General features: G+C 71.5%; 12 protein-coding genes and 1 pseudogene. 8 read left to right on the forward strand and 5 right to left on the reverse strand.

Annotation, left to right across the window (positions count from 1 at the left end; translation table 11 throughout):
• Positions 1 to 1,020: 1,020 nt before the first annotated feature.
• The 3 genes and pseudogenes from sepH to ACQP1V_RS12170 form a co-directional block, all read right to left on the reverse strand.
• Positions 1,021 to 2,037 (reverse strand): annotated as a pseudogene (gene sepH, locus ACQP1V_RS12160) (septation protein SepH); the annotation flags it as partial.
• A 288-nt stretch (positions 2,038 to 2,325) separates the two neighbouring features.
• Positions 2,326 to 3,603, reverse strand: coding sequence for a D-arabinono-1,4-lactone oxidase (locus ACQP1V_RS12165; RefSeq protein ID WP_433422091.1), 1,278 nt, complete (start codon positions 3,601 to 3,603; stop codon positions 2,326 to 2,328).
• Between the two features lie 99 nt (positions 3,604 to 3,702).
• Complete coding sequence (locus ACQP1V_RS12170; protein ID WP_433422093.1) at positions 3,703 to 4,905, reverse strand: MFS transporter; 1,203 nt, start codon at positions 4,903 to 4,905, stop codon at positions 3,703 to 3,705.
• Positions 4,906 to 5,081: 176 nt separating this feature from the next.
• On the opposite strand from ACQP1V_RS12170, the gene ACQP1V_RS12175 reads away from it, so the two are divergent.
• A complete protein-coding gene (locus tag ACQP1V_RS12175) occupies positions 5,082 to 6,296 on the forward strand; it encodes a lytic murein transglycosylase (protein ID WP_433422096.1) in 1,215 nt (404 codons plus the stop codon).
• Between the two features lie 10 nt (positions 6,297 to 6,306).
• On the opposite strand, the gene ACQP1V_RS12180 is transcribed toward ACQP1V_RS12175, so the two are convergent.
• On the reverse strand, positions 6,307 to 7,302 hold the full coding sequence (locus ACQP1V_RS12180) for a ferrochelatase (protein WP_433422099.1): 996 nt from the start codon (positions 7,300 to 7,302) through the stop codon (positions 6,307 to 6,309).
• 176 nt (positions 7,303 to 7,478) lie between these two features.
• Here ACQP1V_RS12180 and ACQP1V_RS12185 point away from each other — a divergent pair, with 176 nt between their 5' ends.
• Together ACQP1V_RS12185 and ACQP1V_RS12190 are read left to right on the forward strand one after the other, a co-directional pair.
• Positions 7,479 to 9,461 (forward strand): prolyl oligopeptidase family serine peptidase, encoded by a 1,983-nt coding sequence (locus ACQP1V_RS12185; protein ID WP_433422102.1) that lies wholly within the window; start codon positions 7,479 to 7,481, stop codon positions 9,459 to 9,461.
• A gap of 239 nt (positions 9,462 to 9,700) precedes the next feature.
• Positions 9,701 to 10,531 carry an inositol monophosphatase family protein gene (locus ACQP1V_RS12190; protein ID WP_433422105.1) on the forward strand — a complete coding sequence of 277 codons (831 nt, stop codon included), beginning with the start codon at positions 9,701 to 9,703 and terminating at the stop codon, positions 10,529 to 10,531.
• Positions 10,532 to 10,612: 81 nt separating this feature from the next.
• On the opposite strand, the gene ACQP1V_RS12195 is transcribed toward ACQP1V_RS12190, so the two are convergent.
• The gene (locus ACQP1V_RS12195; protein WP_169806548.1) at positions 10,613 to 10,777 is read right to left on the reverse strand and encodes a hypothetical protein; all 165 of its coding nucleotides are present in this window, start codon (positions 10,775 to 10,777) and stop codon (positions 10,613 to 10,615) included.
• Positions 10,778 to 11,020: 243 nt separating this feature from the next.
• Between ACQP1V_RS12195 and ACQP1V_RS12200 the strand changes: the two genes are divergently transcribed.
• The 5 genes from ACQP1V_RS12200 (at position 11,021) to ACQP1V_RS12220 (ending at position 16,067) form a co-directional block, all read left to right on the forward strand.
• Complete coding sequence (locus ACQP1V_RS12200) at positions 11,021 to 11,674, forward strand: response regulator transcription factor (RefSeq protein WP_067131139.1); 654 nt, start codon at positions 11,021 to 11,023, stop codon at positions 11,672 to 11,674.
• 167 nt (positions 11,675 to 11,841) lie between these two features.
• Positions 11,842 to 13,134 carry a sensor histidine kinase gene (locus tag ACQP1V_RS12205; RefSeq protein WP_433422107.1) on the forward strand — a complete coding sequence of 431 codons (1,293 nt, stop codon included), beginning with the start codon at positions 11,842 to 11,844 and terminating at the stop codon, positions 13,132 to 13,134.
• A 257-nt stretch (positions 13,135 to 13,391) separates the two neighbouring features.
• Complete coding sequence (locus ACQP1V_RS12210; RefSeq protein WP_066939395.1) at positions 13,392 to 13,691, forward strand: DUF4193 domain-containing protein; 300 nt, start codon at positions 13,392 to 13,394, stop codon at positions 13,689 to 13,691.
• Positions 13,692 to 13,711: 20 nt separating this feature from the next.
• Positions 13,712 to 14,461 carry a hypothetical protein gene (locus ACQP1V_RS12215; RefSeq protein ID WP_433422110.1) on the forward strand — a complete coding sequence of 250 codons (750 nt, stop codon included), beginning with the start codon at positions 13,712 to 13,714 and terminating at the stop codon, positions 14,459 to 14,461.
• Positions 14,462 to 14,690: 229 nt separating this feature from the next.
• The gene (locus tag ACQP1V_RS12220) at positions 14,691 to 16,067 is read left to right on the forward strand and encodes an alpha,alpha-trehalose-phosphate synthase (UDP-forming) (protein WP_433422113.1); all 1,377 of its coding nucleotides are present in this window, start codon (positions 14,691 to 14,693) and stop codon (positions 16,065 to 16,067) included.
• Positions 16,068 to 16,070: the final 3 nt, after the last annotated feature.

A 16,070-nucleotide genomic window follows, 5' to 3' on the forward strand; every position in this document is an offset into this window, starting at 1 on the left:
ACATGGGGTGACGTGCCGGTAGAGCGGCCGGAAGCCGGTCGTTCGCGAGACGCGGGGGGAGACGGGCGCGGGCGCCTCGTCAGGAGCGGATCATTCCTGCTTGCGGGCGCCGAACATGATCTCGTCCCACGTCGGGACGGAGGCACGCCGCCCGCGCGACTTGCGGGGCCGGGCCGGAGCGGGCTTGGGAGTGGGCGGGGCCGGCGGCTCGGGCTTCGGCTCCTTCGCCGCGCCCTGCTTGCCCGGGCTCGCGCCTGAAGCGGCGGCGGGCGCGGCAGGTGGTGCGGCCCGCTCCTCACTGAGCCTCGCGGCGGGCACGGCGACGGCCTCCTTGGCCGTGCCGGGCTCGCCCTCCGCCGGCGCGGGCGCGGCGGCAGGTGCGTCAGCAGGGGTCTCGACCCGCTCGGTCGTGGCGGCGTCACCGGGGCTCTCGGCCCGCTCAGCGGGCGCGACCGTGGGCGTGGGCGTGGGCGTGGGCTGCTGGGCTGCGGGCGCCGTCGCTTCGCTCTCCGGAGCGCCCCCGGCGTCCGTCGCGGCGGCCGGCTCGGACACGGTCGGCGCATCTGAAGGCGCCCTGTCGCTCACGGGCGCGGTCGCCTCGACCGACGCGTCTGCCACGTCCTCTGAAGCCGCGGCCTCCACGGCCGTGCCTTCCGAAGCCGTATCTTCCGAAGTCGTGCCTTCCGGAGCCGGGGAGTCCGACGCCGTCGTGGCCTCGATCGCCTCCGCGGCGGCGGCCACGGACGGGGTGGCCTCGTCCTGCCGGCCGGGTGGTGCGGGAGCCGCCGGGACCTCGTCGGCCGCTGGCGCGGTGGCGTTCCGCACCGATGTGCCCGGCGCGCCCGCGGCGCCTACCGGGCTGTCGGCCGCGACGGCCGTGTCGGTGCCCGCCTCGGCCTCGGCGGACGCCTCAACGCCACCGGAGGGCGCGTGCGGTGCGCTCTCCGGCACCAGGGAAAGCCGTTCCTCGGCGCGTGGCGTCTCCTCGGCCACGGGCTCGCGCACCGGGTCGCCGGGACGCGTCGAGTACGCGGCCTCCCCGACGTCAGGCAGGTGCGGGGTAGGGGCGCTCGGCGGTGGTGCGCCGCCGTGGACGGGCGCGGGCTCGGTCACCCGGACCGGGGGCCGCGTCTCGGTCTCCGGCAGGGCCGCCTCCTGGGCGGGTTCGCGCAGGTGGAACGCCGTCTCCCGGCTCGGCTCGGGACGGAAGGCGGGACGGCCCGGGGCTGTCGGGGCCTCGGGCCGGTACGCCGTCTCGGCGGCCGGACGGGCCGCGGGCTCGTCGCGGACCGGATCGTCCCGGCGGGCGGGCTCGGGCCGGACGGACGGGAAGTCGGGCTCCGCGCGGCCGGCGCGGACGGAGAGCGGGCCCTCGGGCAGCGGAGGGACGGGCGCGAGCTTGGACGCCAGGCGAGGCAGGAACGGCCGCACCGTCGTGTCCTCGACGGGGACGGGCTCGACGTACTCGGCGGCGGACAGGCGCATCGCCTCGTCGTCGTTGGGCGTGATGTGGCGGCGGCGCGGGTCGAACAGCCACTCCGCGTGCCGGGTGTGACCGTTCCAGACGAAGCCGAGCTTCACCCGCCAGAGGTTGTCGTCACGCTTGCACGAGTCCCAGTCGATCTCGTCGGCGGGCACGCCGCGCCGGGTCAGCCGCTCCGCGACCAGCTCGCCGAGGGTGGGGCCGGGTGTGGTCTCGCCGGGAAGGCGCACGGCGACCCGCTGCGCCTGCTGGGCCATGTACTCGCGCTCCTGGAGCACGGGCCCCTCAAACCAGCGGACACGTTCGACCGGGATGCCGGCGGTCGCCGCAATCTCCTCCGCCGACTCTCCGGCGCGGATGCGAGCCTGGATCTCCTTGGGACGCAACGGACTCTCCACTTCGATCTCGTACTGGCCGAGACGGGAGAAGTTGCCGCGGACGGCAGCGCGGAGCCGGTCGTCGACGGGAAGCGTGAACCGCGTACCGCGTCCGGCCGTGGCCAGAACGAGGTACGTGCCGTCCTCACTTACCGCGACGAGACGGAGCTCCTGCATGCGAGTCCCTTCGTCGTCGTGCTCAATCTTCCCCCGGACCCTTGAGTTTCTCGCGTGAGCCGGTTGCCTTCCAGCACCGTACCCGGCATGTCCGAACATCGCCTTCCCCAGGGGCGTGGCAGGCGACATGACGCCGGTCACATTTGTCGCATTCACCTTTCTACAGCGTGGCGGGGTTCAGCAAGCGGTTCTTGCCCCTCCGGGGATTCCGGCGAGTCGCGCCGGGCCCGCGCGAGCACGGAGCGGGGCCGCCGACGGAGTCTCAGACGTCATCGAGACGCCATGGTGTCAGCCCAGGACGACGTCCAGGTAGTCGTTCGTGAACACCCGCTGGGGGTCGAGCTCGTCGCGCAGCGCCACGAAGTCGGCGAACTTCGGATAGACCGTGGCGAGGTAGGCGGCGTCCCTGGTGTGAAGCTTGCCCCAGTGGGGACGGCCGCCGAACCTGGTCAGGACCTCCTCGACGCCCTCGAAATATTCGGGGTTCGGCGTCGGACGGTAGACGTGGCAGGCGATATACGCGCTGGGCCTGCCGTACGCGGTGGACAGCCAGGCGTCCGACGGCGGGGTCACCCTGACCTCGACGGGGAAGGTGATCTTCCAGTCCATCCGCTCGATGAGGTCGCGGGTCTCACGCAGGGCCTGGGTCAGGTTCTCCCGCGGGATCGCGTACTCCATCTCCAGGAAGCGCACCTCCCGCACCGAGTTGAAGATCTTGTACGACGTGTCGACGGACTCGGACGCGCTGAGCAGGCTCGCGGAGACCCCGTTGATGCGCGGGATCGCGCCGGGCATCTTCGCGCCGACCGCGCAGGCCGCGCCGAAGATCGTGTTCTCCAGGAAGACGTTGTCCAGCCAGTGCTTGAACGGGCCGGTGGGCCGGGCCGGACCGGGGGAGCGGTTGTTGCGCTTGGCCAGGCAGGTGTCGGTGTGCGGCAGCCAGAAGAAGTCGAGGTGCTCGTTCTCGGCGGTCAGTTCGTCCAGCGTCTCCAGGATGCCGCTGAACGGCAGCGGCTCGCGGCGGCTGCGCAGCAGGAACGACGGCTCCACCCGGAACGTGACGGCGGTGAGGATGCCGAGCGCGCCGAGGCCCACGCGGGCCGCGTCGAACAGCGGGCCCTCGCTGACGGTGGTGATCGTCCCGTCGGCGAGCACGATCTCCAGTTCGATGACCTGGTCGGCGAGGCCGCCGATGTCCCGTCCGGTCCCGTGGGTGCCGGTCTGAATCGCGCCCGCGATGGTCTGCGCGGTGATGTCGCCCATGTTGCCGAGCGCGAGGCCGCGTTTGTGCAGCTCGTCGTTGACGACGTGCAGGGGGGTGCCCGCGGCGACCTTGGCCCAGTCGTCACCGGTCGCGAGCACGCCGGTGAGCGCGTGGGGCCGCAGCATGATGCCGTCGACCAGGGCGATGCCGGTGAAGGAGTGCCCGGTGCCCGTCATACGGACCCTGCGGCCGCTGCGCGCGGCGTCCTGTACGGCTTCGGCCACCTCGGCCGCGGACGCGGGCGTCCTGATCTCGGCGGGGGTGACGGACTGGTTGCCGGCCCAGTTGCGGAACTCGTTCATGACCATCCAAGCCCACGTTTTCGGGAGAAAACATGAACGATACTCATGAAACCGGCGCCGAATCCAGAGCCCGGGGCCGGGAACCTGCCGGTCCCCCCGTCAGGCGGCGTCGTTCCCGGCGACCTCGGGTGTGCGCAGCCAGGCCGACCCGGCGAGGCCCACCGCGACGGCCAGCAGCGCGCAGATGAGCGGGAAGCCGTACGCGTTGGACGCGCCGTAGCTGTCGGTGAGCCGCCCGCCGGCCCACGCGCCGATCGCCACGCCGAACCCGAGCGACGTGGACAGCCACGACATGCCCTCGGTGAGCTGTGCCGCCGGGACCATCCGCTCGACCAGGGAGAATCCGGTGATCAGTGTGGGCGAGATCGCCAGCCCGGCGAAGAACAGGGCGACCGCCATCGTCGGGACGTTGCCCATCAGGATGAGCGGGGTCAGCCCCACGACGAACACCCCGAGCCCGCGCACCAGCCGCCGGCGCAGGTCGATCTTCCAGTGGCGCGAGCCGTACCAGAGGCCGGAGACCATGCTGCCGCTCGCGACCGAGGCGAGCAGCAGGCCCGCCGCGGCCTTTGCGCCGTGCTCCTCGGCGAACGCGACGGTGACGATGTCGATCGAGCCGAAGACCGAGCCGACGGCGAGGAACACCATCACGAGCAGCGCGACCCCCGGGATCGCGATCGGCGAGCCCGTGTGCGCGCGGTGCCGTACGGCCGGCGGCTCGGTGCCGCGGAGCGCGGCGAACGCGAGGGTGCCGCCGACGGCGAGCAGGATGGCGACGACGAGCCCGACGTAGACGTTGACGCCGGTGGCCAGCGCGGTGACGAAAGCCGGGCCGGCCACGAAGATCGCCTCGTCGGCCACGCTCTCGAACGAGAACGCGGTGTGCAGCTTCGCGGGGTCGTCGAGCACGTGCGACCACCGGGCCCGGACCATCGACCCGAGCGAGGTGGCGGCCGCGCCGACGACGAAGGCGGTCACGTAGAGGGTCCAGATGGGCGCCTTGGCGTGCGCGCACAGAATGAGCGCGACGAGCGCGGCGCCGTGCAGGAAGACGAGCGGGACGAGCACCTTGGCCTGGCCGTACCGGTCCACGAGCCGGCCCGACAGCGGCGCGGCGAGTGCGAAGGCCACCGACTCGACCGCCGAGACCGCGCCCGCCGTGGCGTAGGAGCCGGTCAGCTCCGACACCAGCAGGATGATGCCGATGCCCAGCATGGACATCGGGATCCGGCCGACGAATCCCGCGATGACGAAGCCCTTGACTCCAGGCGTGCCGAAGAGCCCGCGGTACGGCCCCACCATGTCGATTTCCCCTCGCACTCCGTGCGTCCGGGCACCTCGATGCGACTGGTGCGGCCGCGGGCTCCCCCGCTCGCGACACGCGGACGTGCACTTATCCTGCCAGACCATGTCCTACCGGCTGGCCGGTTGGCAAGTGATTTTTCGATCTACGTCCCGAAGCGACTAGCCTGAGCCGGGTGCGCCGTGTTCCCTGGTTCGCCGCACTACGTGTGCTTCTGGTGGGGCTGACGGCCCTGGTGGCGGTCGGCGCCGCCGTGCTGTACGCCAAGGGCGAGGAGGGCGGCCGCGAGGACGGCGCCAGGCACAGCCTCGCGGAGACCACGAGATCGACCCCGTCGACCCCCGGCCCCGGCCCCGCGCTTCCCACCGGCTCCCCGGTGCTGGCGGAGGCGGAGATCCGGGCCGCCCCGCCCCAGCTCATGGCGATCACCACGTCGTCCGTGTCGGACGAGACCGTGCGCAGGGTCGCCGGGCTCAAGGGCGTGCGCAAGGCCGCCGCCGTGGACGGGGGGACCGTCCACATCGCGGGCAACCCGCTGCAGCTGCTCGCCGTCGATCCGGCGACCTTCCGTTCCTGGACGCCGCAGCCGGTGGCGGAGCACCCCGAGGTGTGGAGCGCGCTGAGCCGGGGCGAGCTGGTGGCCGACGCGGAGACGGTGCGGCGGCTCGGCATGAACCTCGGCGCGCAGTATCAGGTCGACGGCGGCCCCCGGCTGCGCCTCGCCGCCTCCGCCGCGCTCGGGCTGCCCGCCGTGGACGGGCTGATCAGCGCGGACCTGGGGCGGAGCTTCGGGTTCTCCCCGGGCGTGGTCGTCCTGATCCACGGAGCGTCGCCGGACGCCCGCCGGGTGAAGCGCGTGCTCGGAGCGAAGGCGCACATCCTCGCCGTACAGCCCGGAAAGCGGGAGAAGACGACGAGGGAGAAGACCGCGAAGACCGCGAAGACCGGCGGGAAGACCGGAGGTGGGACGACCACGGGCGGCGGAGGCACCGGGCAGGGCCTCGTGGGACGGCCGGCGAGCTACCTGGAGCTCTACCGGCGCTCGGCCGGGGTGTGCCCCGGGCTTTCCTGGTCTGTGCTCGCCGCGATCGGGCAGGTGGAGAGCGGGCACGGGCGCAACAACGGCCCCTCCTCGGCGGGCGCGCTCGGCCCGATGCAGTTCATGCCCGCCACCTGGAAGACGTACGGCGTGGACGGCGACGGTGACGGCAAGGCCGACATCTGGAGCGCCTACGACGCCGTCCCGTCGGCGGCCAAGTACCTCTGCGCCAACGGGGCCGCCAAGGGCGGGGAGAAGCTCAGGAAGGCCGTCTGGTTCTACAACCACTCCTGGGACTACGTGAACAGGGTCCTCGGCCTCGCGGAGGCGTACGCGCGGGCCTACAGCTGACCGGGGCCGGTCAGCGGGGGCGCCGTGCGGGGGCCGGGCAGCAGGTCGCCGGGCACGGGGCCGGCTCGGGCTCGGCCATCAGCTCGGAGATCATCCGGACGAATCGGGGGTGCGTCCCCGCGGTGGCCGCCCGGGCGAGCGGCAGGCCGAGCCGCTCCGCGAGGGCCGTGGCCTCGACGTCGAGGTCGTAGACGACCTCCATGTGGTCGGAGACGAAGCCGATCGGCACCAGGACGACCGCCTCCGTGCCCGCCGCGTGCAGCTCCTTCAGGTGGTCGCAGACGTCGGGCTCCAGCCACGGGATCTGCGGCGGGCCGCTGCGGCTCTGCCACGCGAGGTCCCAGGGCCGGTCCGCGGCGACCTCGGCCGCCACGAGCGAGGCCGTACGGCGCAGGCCCGCCTCGTAGGAGCCCCCGGCCGGTCCGGCGGTCTCCGCCATCGAGGTCGGGATGCTGTGCGCGGTGAACACCAGCCGCGCCCGGTCCCGCAGCCCCTCGGGGAGCCGTTCCAGGGCCGCGCGCGTGTGGTCCGTCATCGCGGCGACGAAGCCCGGGTGGTCGAAGAAGTGGCGCAGCTTCACGATCTCCGGCGCCCCCGGCACCGCCGCCGTGGCCCGCTCGATGTCCTCGATGTACTGCCGGCAGCTCGAATACGAGCGGTGCGCGGACGTGACGAAGGCGGCCGCCCGGCGCACGCCGTCGGCGGCCATCTGGCGAACGGTGTCCTCCAGGAAGGGGTGCCAGTTGCGGTTGCCCCAGTAGACCGGGACGTCCACGTCCAGCGCCGCGATCAGGTCCCGGCACTGCTGGTTGATCGGACTGACCCCGCCGAAGCGCTGGTAGTGCGCCTCCACCTCCAGCAGTCGCTCGCGCGGCACCCCGCGCCCGCGTACGACGTGCTCCAGGAAGGGCATCACGTCCTCAGGCTTCTCCGGCCCGCCGAAGGACACAACGAGCAGCGCGTCGTAGCGCGGGGCCCGCCCGCCCTCAGGTGTCAGATCGCCCATCGCTCCCCGCCCGATCAGCTTCGCCGTACCGGTCGTCCGCCGGCCCGGGTCTCACAGACTATGTGGCCGCGTCTCCGGCCGGTCTCGCGGACCGTCTCCGCCGCCGATGGGCGGTCAATTGCCTTGGTCACCGCAGATGATCGGGGTAGGTTCGATCGGTGAGTCATTTCCGGGATATGAGTGAATATGTCGCCCTGCCGCGCGTGCTGTCGCTGCGGCTCTCCCCGGACGGGACCCGGCTGGTGTCCGTGGTTCAGTCCCTCAATCCGGATAAGAAGTCGTACGGCACCGCCCTTTGGGAGATCCCCCTGGACCCCGAGGGCCGCCCCCATCGGCTGACTCGGTCAGCCAAGGGCGAGGCCGGCGCCGATTTCACCCCCGACGGCGAGGTGCTCTTCGTCTCGCGGCGCCCCGACGAGACGGTCAAGGACGAGGGGGAGGAAGTCCCGGCGCTGTGGCTGCTGCCCGAGCGCGGCGAGCCGCGGCGGATCGCCGAGCGTCCGGGTGGCGTCACCGGCGTCCACGCGGCCGGCGGCACGATCGTGTACAGCGCCGACGTCCTTCCGGGTGACGCCGCCACCGAGGGCGAGCGCCGCAAGGCCCGCAAGGAGGCCGGGGTCAGCGCGATCCTGCACGAGGGCTACCCCGTCCGCTACTGGGACCACGACCTCGGCCCCGGCCAGACCCGGCTCTTCGCGGCGCGCGCGGGAGCCGCGCCGGACCGGCTGGACGCGCGCGACCTGACGCCCGAGCCGGGCAAGGCGCTCGAATGGGCGTCGTTCGCGGTGACGCCCGACGGCAACACCGTCGTCACCAGCTGGTTCGTCCCGCTCGCCGGCGGCATGAAGCGCTCCGAGCTCGTCGCCATCGATCTGGACGCCGATGCCGGAGCGGAGGGGGCGGGCCGCAGGGTGCTCGCCGCCTCCGACACCCACGACTTCGACGGGCCGGTCGCCGTCTCGCCCGACGGCCGGTACGTCGCCTGCACTCGGGAGCGGCACTCGACCGAGGAGCTGTCGACCGCGTCCGAGCTGTGGGTCATCGACCTGGAGACCGGCGAGGGGCGGGCGCTCGGCGGCGAGCTGTTCCCGTACGACATCGCCTGGGCGCCCTCCTCGGACGCGATCTTCTTCGTCGCCGACCACCAGGGCCGCCGCCCGATCTTCCGGGTGTCCCTGGACGGGGACGGCACGGCCGTCCGCGTCACCCCGGACAACGGCGCCTACATTCAGCTCTGCCCGGCGGCCGACGGATCGGTCTACGCGCTGCGGAGCGCCGTGGACTCCCCGGCCGTGCCGGTGCGGGTCGCCCCCGACGGCGGCGTGACCCGGCTGCCGTCCCCGGCCCCCGAACTGGAGCTGCCCGGCACGCTGACCGAGATCAGCGCCGTCGCCGAGGACGGCACCGAGGTCCGCGGCTGGCTGGTCCTGCCCACGGGAGCGAGCGCGGAGAACCCCGCTCCGTTCCTGCTGTGGATCCACGGCGGCCCCGTTTCGAGCTGGAACGACTGGTCCTGGCGCTGGAACCCGTGGATCATGGCCGAGCAGGGGTACGCGGTGCTGCTGCCCGACCCGTGCCTGTCCACCGGGTACGGCCAGGCGATGATCGACCGCGGCTGGGCGAACTGGGGCCCGGTCACCCACGCCGACCTGATGGCGATCACCGACGAGTGCCTCAAGCTGCCCGAGATCGACGAGCAGCGGATCGCGGCGATGGGCGGGTCGTTCGGCGGCTACATGGCCAACTGGGTCGCCGGGCACACCGACCGGTTCCAGGCGATCGTCACCCACGCCTCCCTGTGGAACCTGGACCAGTTCGCGGGCACGACCGACGCCTCGATGTACTGGGAGCGTGAGTTCGGCTCGCACGGCCACGAGCGGTACACGCGGCTCTCCCCGCACAACTCGCTCGGCGAGATCAGGACGCCGATGCTCGTGATCCACGGCGACAAGGACTACCGGGTCCCCATCGGGGAGGGGCTGCGGCTCTGGTGGGACCTGCAGCGCTCCGGCGTCGAGTCCAAGTTCCTCTACTTCCCGGACGAGAACCACTGGGTGCTCAAGCCGGGGAACGCCGTGGTCTGGTACCAGACCGTGCTGGCCTTCCTCGCCCAGCACGTCCTCGGAGAGGAGTGGGCGCGCCCCGCCTCGCTGGAGTGACCGGGCCACCGCCCCCGCGTCGCACGCCCCGCCGGTCCACGCGGACCGGCGGGGCGGTTCTTGTCCGGCTACCCCGCTGAGACCGGGCGCCGATTCCCGGTACGCCATCCGGTCTCCGTGCGCGCCTGCCTCCCAGCCGCACCTGCCCCGCAGGCCGATCTGGGAGGATGCCTCAAGTGGCCCTTAGTCACGAAATTTCAGGACTTGACGTGATCGGACCGAGGAGGGGGCGGGTCAGGATGGCCGAGGAACGGGGCGCACCCGACCAGGCGGAGTTGCTGGCACTTGCGGTGATCATCGCCGAGGAGGCGGGCCGGATGCTCGTCGCCAAACGGCCGGCCCGGCCGGAGGTGGTCGAGACCAAGACCAGCCCCACCGACGTCGTCACCGCGCTCGACCGCGCCGCCGAGGAACTGATCCGGGCCCGCATCGCCGCGGCCAGGCCGTACGACGCGGTGCTGGGCGAGGAGGGCGGCGACACTCCCGGCACGGGCGGCGCCCGCTGGGTCGTCGATCCCATCGACGGCACGGTGAACTTCCTGTACGGCCTGCCCGACTGGGCGGTCAGCGTCGCCGTCGAGGTGGACGGCGAGATCGTCGCGGGGGCGGTGAGCGTCCCGCAGCGAGGCGAGCTCTACTCCGCGGCCAAGGGCGGCGGCGCCTGGCTGGGCGGCGAGCGGCTGCGGTGCAACACCGGGGTCGAGCTGGGGCGGGCACTGGTCGCGACCGGGTTCGGGTACGCCGCCGCCCGCCGTGCGGTGCAGGCCGAGGTGCTGGCGCACGTGCTGCCCTGCGTCCGCGACATCCGCAGAGGCGGGTCCTGCGCCGTCGATCTCTGCTCGGTCGCCGCCGGCCGGGTGGACGCCTACTACGAGCGCGGCACCCACTACTGGGACCACGCCGCCGCGGGGCTGATCGCCACCGAGGCGGGCGCCCGCATCGGTGGCCTGCGCGGCAAGCCGCACGGCACGGACATGCTGGTGTGCGCCGCCCCCGGCCTGTTCGAGGAGCTGGACGGCCTACTCGCGCCGCTCGACCCCGAACGCGACACCCCCGCCGGTCGGGAGTGACGGCAGGACGGCGATGAAAACACGATGAAAAGACGACGCGGGGACCCGCCGGAAGGCGGGTCCCCGCGTCGTCGAGGGGGGTTATCGCTCGATGGCGATGCCGTGATCGACGGCCAGGCGGCGCAGGTCCTCGATCTCGGCGGTGAGGGTGTCGGCGAGGAAGTCGTCCCCGTTCGCCGTGGCTTCCTGGAGACCCTTGTAGGCCTGGTTGAGCCGGGTTTCGATCGTGGTCGTGAACTCGCCCATACTCACCTTCTTTCTCAGGGGGCGAAAAGGTGCCGGTCGGCCCCGGTGCCGGATCCTGGGGAGAGCATGGCCCTTCCCCGGCACACGGCAGAGGGGTGTAGACCTGCCTTACCCACGCCGGGGGAGCTCTCAAACCACCCAATACTTGTGCTCTACGTCACGTAGAGCTGAAGATCCGCTTACCGTCGACTTACGTCCAACCAGGTCACAATGAGGGCCTGAGACCTTTCGAGGAGGACTTGCATGCGCGTGCTTGTGGTGGAGGACGAACGCGTCATGGCGGACGCGATCGCCACCGGACTCCGTCGTGAGGCGATGGCCGTGGACGTCGCCTACGACGGCGCGGCCGCCCTGGAGAAGACCGGTTACATCGACTATGACGTGATCGTGCTCGACCGTGACCTGCCCAAGGTCCACGGCGACGAGGTCGCGCGCCGCCTGGTCGCCCAGCGGTCGGCCTCCAGGATCATCATGCTGACCGCCTCTGGCGAGGTCGACGACAAGATCGAGGGCCTGGAGCTGGGCGCCGACGACTACCTGGCCAAGCCGTTCGCGTTCATGGAGCTGGTGGCGCGGGTGCGCGCGCTCGGCCGCCGCTCGGCCCCGGCGCTGCCGCCGGTGCTCGAACGCGCGGGCATACGATTGGACCCGGGCAAGCGCCTGGTGACCAGGGATGGCAATGAGGTCTCCCTCACCAAGAAGGAGTTCGCCGTCCTGGAGGAGCTGATGCGCGCCGAGGGCGCGGTCGTCAGCCAGGAGGATCTCCTCGACAAGGCATGGGACGAGCACATCGACCCGTTCACCAACGTGGTCCGCGTGACCATGATGACGCTGCGCAAGAAGCTCGGTGAGCCCCAGATCATCGAGACCGTGCCGGGAGTTGGATACCGACTGTGACCGAGCCGTACGAGCCTGCGAAGGACGACGCGGACGCCGCCCGGGGGTCCTCCTCGGGCTCGGACGGCACCGCCGCCACACCCGACCCGACCCAGGGGGGCCAGGGCGGACGAGGACCCCAAGGGGGTTCACAGCCTCGTACGCGCCTGGGCCGGATGACGTCGGCGATGGGGACCGGGCCCTACCGCACCCAGGTCCCGCCGCCGCCGAGCGGTCCGCCGGTCTGGGACGGTCCGCCGCCGGTGGAGGCCAACCCGGTGGAGCCCGGACTGCTCGACCAGATCCGCGCGCTGCCCGGCCGGATGAGCATCCGCTGGCGGCTGACCCTCACGTACGGCGGCCTGGTCTTCTTCGCGGGCGCGTTGCTCCTCCTGGTCGTGTACGTGCTGGTGGGGCAGGCCATCGCCGCCGGGTGGCCGACCAAGATCATTGTTCCGAACAGCCTGCCGCTGGAGTACTACGACGCATATAGAGACTGGTACGCGCAGCAACAGGCGGCGGTGATCGCTGCGACGCGGGGCGAGCTGCTGAGACGGTCGTTGCTGGCGCTGCTGGGCGTGGGGATCCTCGCCCTCGTTATCGGCTACTTCGTCGCGGACCGGGCGCTGCGACCGGTGAAGAAGATGACCGCCACGGCCAGGAAGCTGTCCGGCACCTCCCTCGCCCACGAGCGGATCGACCTGCAGGGCCCGGACGACGAGCTCAAGGAGATGGCGGACACCTTCGACGAGATGCTCACCCGGCTCAACACGGCCTTCGACGCGCAGCGGCGGTTCGTCGACAACGCCTCCCACGAGCTGCGCACGCCGCTCGCGATCAACCGGACGGTCCTGGAGGTCGCGCTGTCCGACCCGCACGCGTCCGCGGATCTCCAGGTGCTCGGCCGTACGCTGCTCGGCACCAACGCACGTAACGAACGTCTCATCGAGGGGCTCCTGCTGCTCGCCCGCAGCGAGCGCGAGCTGTCCGTGCGCAAGCCGGTGGACGTCCAGGAGGTCGCCACGACCGCCGTCGAGCAGCTCGCCTCGTTCGCCGCCGAGCACGATGTCACCGTCGAGCACGATCTCCAGCACGCCCCCGCCACAGGGGATCCCGTCCTGCTCGAACGGTGCGTCTCCAACCTCGTTGAGAACGGGATCAAGCACAATTCCGGCCCCTCCGGAAAAGTCTGGGTACGGACGGGAATGGTGGACGGGGCCGCCGTTGTTCAGGTCGCCAACACGGGACAGCACGTCCCCGCGTATGAGGTGGATGCCATCTTCGAGCCGTTCCGCAGACTGAACGCCGACCGGGTGGACTCCGCCAAGGGCGCGGGGCTCGGACTGTCCATCGTGCGGGCGATCGTCCGCGCGCACGGCGGCACGGTCACCGCCGTCCCCAGGGACGGAGGCGGCCTCGTGGTGACGGTGCGTCTCCAGGGAGCCGGTGCTCTGGCCGGGACGACACTGTCGGCGCGCTGATAGAGCGGCCGCCCCGCACATGTGGTTGGATGTGCCGTCGAACGCGATGGGGCATACCCGCAATGCTCTAGTTTTCGCCATATTTGGCTAACTGGAGCCTTGCGCGGCATCCCCTCGCGTGTCGGAAGGTTCGGTGATCCGCGAACCGGGGTACCGATTGCAAAATCTCCCGGGAGAAACGGGCACAAGAACGGCCTTCCAAGCGTTAAAGACGCGCGACCCGCGCGACAGATAGATGAGGGGGATGGAGTACGCACATGGCTACCGACTACGACAGCCCGCGCAAGACCGACGATGACCTGAACGAGGACAGCCTCCAGGAGCTTCAGGCGCGGCGGAGCGACAAGTCGTCGGGCAGCATAGACATCGACGAGACGGACCTCGCCGAGTCGCTTGAGCTGCCGGGAGCGGACCTGTCGAACGAGGAGCTGTCGCTCCGAGTGATCCCGCGCCAGGCCGACGAGTTCACCTGCTCGCGTTGCTTCCTGGTGCACCACCGCAGCCAGCTGGCCTCCGAGAAGAACGGCCAGCAGATCTGCCGCGAGTGCGCCGCCTAGGAGACGCGGGGAGGAGTCCGTTGACTTCGAAAGCGGATCGATCGCAGGACGAGGTCGCCGAGCTGGTCGGCCGGCTCGTGGCCCCTGAGGAAACGAACGAGGCCGAGCGGCGCCGGCTGCTCGGCCGCCTCAGTCGAGCGCTCGTCCGGTCCGCGAAGAAGACGAAGGACTCGGTTCCGGGGCGTGGCCGCTGGCTCGCCGATGTCTTCATGAACATCGCGCCGCGTCTCCCGATCAGGGACGCCGCGACGCTTCGGGAGCACCATTTCGGGCTCACCGGCGAGCAGCTGGCCGATGATCTGGTCCGTACGGCGGCGAAGGGCACGATGGCAGTGGGCGCGGTGGGCGGAGCCCTGGCCGCGGCCCAGTTCGTCGCTCCTCCGCTGCTGCTTTCCGCTCCCGCCCAGCTGGTCGCGGAGACGCTCGTCGTCGCGGCGATCGAGGTCAAGCTCATCGCCGAGCTACACGAGATCTACGGCGTGCCGGTCCCCGGCACGACCACCCAGCGCGCCACCGTGTTCGCGGTGGCTTGGGCCAGGGAACGCGGGGTGAACCCGCTCGCCCCCGGCTCGGCCTCCATCGCGGTCGGGGCCGCGGCGAAGACCGCGTTGCGCAACCGCCTGATGAGGACGCTCGGGCGGCATTTCAGCACATTCGGCCCCTTCTTCACGGGAGCCGTCGCGGGCGGCGCGCTCAACCGCATCGCGACCAAGAAGCTCGCCCAGGCTGTACGAGCGGACCTGCGCGGGAACGCCCTTCCTCCCGCCTGACCCCGGTCCGCGGCGCCTGCGCCGGACCGCGCGGTACGTGACCGGACGGTACGGAAATGTAACCGACTGGTCTAAACCTCTTCTCCGACGCCCGTGACCTGGCGAGATCATTCTCACACGTACCCAAATGAATTGTGCACTTCGTGGCGGGTATGGGCGGTATGAGTGGCCTTTCGTATGGTTGTCCTGCGGGGGCTCGGCGTAGTGGGGACGATCTCCGGAGGGCTCAATGGATGGCACCAGCTCGTTTCTGATTGTCGCGAACCGGCTGCCGGTCGACCGGGTAGGCGAGTCCGAGTGGCGGCGCAGTCCGGGCGGCCTGGTGACGGCGATCGCGCCGGTGATGCAGCGGCGCGACGGAGCGTGGCTCGGGTGGACCGGCGCCGGTGGCGAGGAGCTGAAGCCGTTCGACCACGACGGGATGCACCTGATCCCCGTGCCGCTCTCCGCCCTGGAGGTGGAGCTCTACTACGAGGGCTTCTCCAACGCGACCCTCTGGCCCCTCTACCACGACGTCGTCGCGACGCCGGTCTACTCACGGGTGCTGTGGGACGCCTACCGCGCGGTCAACGACCGGTTCGCCCGCGCCGCCGCCGACGCCGCGGCGCCCGGCGCGGTCGTCTGGGTGCAGGACTACCAGCTCCAGCTCGTCCCCGCCATGCTGCGCCGGCTCCGTCCCGACCTGCGCATCGGCTTCTTCCTGCACATCCCCTTCCCGCCGGCCGAGCTGTTCTGGCAGCTCCCGTGGCGCAGGGAGATCCTCGAGGGCCTGCTCGGTGCCGACCTGGTCGGGTTCCAGCGGCCCGGCGGCGCCTCCAACTTCGTCCGGCTCTGCCGCCGCCTCCTCGGCCTGCAGAACCACCGGAACGAGCTGCAGGTCGAGGGCCGCACCGTCCGGGCCGAGGCGTTCCCCATCTCGGTCGACTTCGGCGAGCTGGACCAGCTCGTCCGTGAGCCGCATATCCTCGCCCGGGCCAAGGAGATCCGGGCCGAGCTCGGCGACCCCGAGCACGTGCTGCTCGGCGTCGACCGGCTCGACTACACCAAGGGCATCGGCCAGCGGCTCAAGGCGTTCGGCGAGCTGCTCGGCGACGGCGCGATCCAGCCGGGGGAGGCGGCGTTCGTGCAGGTCGCCACCCCCACCCGCGAGCGGGTCGCCGAGTACATCCGGCTGCGCAACGACATCGAGTTGCGGGTCGGCCGGATCAACGGCGAGTACGGCATGCTCGGCCGCCAGCCCATCAACTACCTGCACCAGTCGTATGACAAGAACGAGCTGGCCGCGCTCTACCGCGCCGCCGACGTCATGGTCGTCACCCCGCTGCGCGACGGCATGAACCTGGTGGCCAAGGAGTACGTCTCCTGCCGCTACGACCTGCGCGGGGCCCTCGTGCTCAGCGAGTTCGCCGGGGCCGCCGACGAGCTGCGCCAGGCCTACCTGGTCAACCCGTACGACATCGACGGGATGAAGCGGGCGATGTTGGCCGCGATGCGCGCGACGCCGCACGAGCTGGCCCGGAGGATGCGCTCGCTGCGGCGCCGGGTGGCCACCCACGACGTCGACAAGTGGGCGGGGGACTTCCTCACCGCGCTGGAGAACGGCTGACGG

It is taken from the genome of Microtetraspora malaysiensis (assembly GCF_050947145.1).
Taxonomy (GTDB): domain Bacteria; phylum Actinomycetota; class Actinomycetes; order Streptosporangiales; family Streptosporangiaceae; genus Microtetraspora_A; species Microtetraspora_A malaysiensis.

Bases quoted from the DNA above. Each gene is read 5' to 3' on its own strand.
- ACQP1V_RS12165 (WP_433422091.1), bottom strand. From the start codon at position 3,603: ATGAACGAGTTCCGCAACTGGGCCGGCAACCAGTCCGTCACCCCCGCC.
- ACQP1V_RS12220 (WP_433422113.1), top strand. From the start codon at position 14,691: ATGGATGGCACCAGCTCGTTTCTGATTGTCGCGAACCGGCTGCCGGTC.
- ACQP1V_RS12195 (WP_169806548.1), bottom strand. From the start codon at position 10,777: ATGGGCGAGTTCACGACCACGATCGAAACCCGGCTCAACCAGGCCTAC.
- ACQP1V_RS12170 (WP_433422093.1), bottom strand. From the start codon at position 4,905: ATGGTGGGGCCGTACCGCGGGCTCTTCGGCACGCCTGGAGTCAAGGGC.
- ACQP1V_RS12190 (WP_433422105.1), top strand. From the start codon at position 9,701: ATGGCCGAGGAACGGGGCGCACCCGACCAGGCGGAGTTGCTGGCACTT.
- ACQP1V_RS12205 (WP_433422107.1), top strand. From the start codon at position 11,842: ATGGGGACCGGGCCCTACCGCACCCAGGTCCCGCCGCCGCCGAGCGGT.
- ACQP1V_RS12210 (WP_066939395.1), top strand. From the start codon at position 13,392: ATGGCTACCGACTACGACAGCCCGCGCAAGACCGACGATGACCTGAAC.
- ACQP1V_RS12200 (WP_067131139.1), top strand. From the start codon at position 11,021: ATGCGCGTGCTTGTGGTGGAGGACGAACGCGTCATGGCGGACGCGATC.
- ACQP1V_RS12185 (WP_433422102.1), top strand. From the start codon at position 7,479: ATGAGTGAATATGTCGCCCTGCCGCGCGTGCTGTCGCTGCGGCTCTCC.
- ACQP1V_RS12180 (WP_433422099.1), bottom strand. From the start codon at position 7,302: ATGGGCGATCTGACACCTGAGGGCGGGCGGGCCCCGCGCTACGACGCG.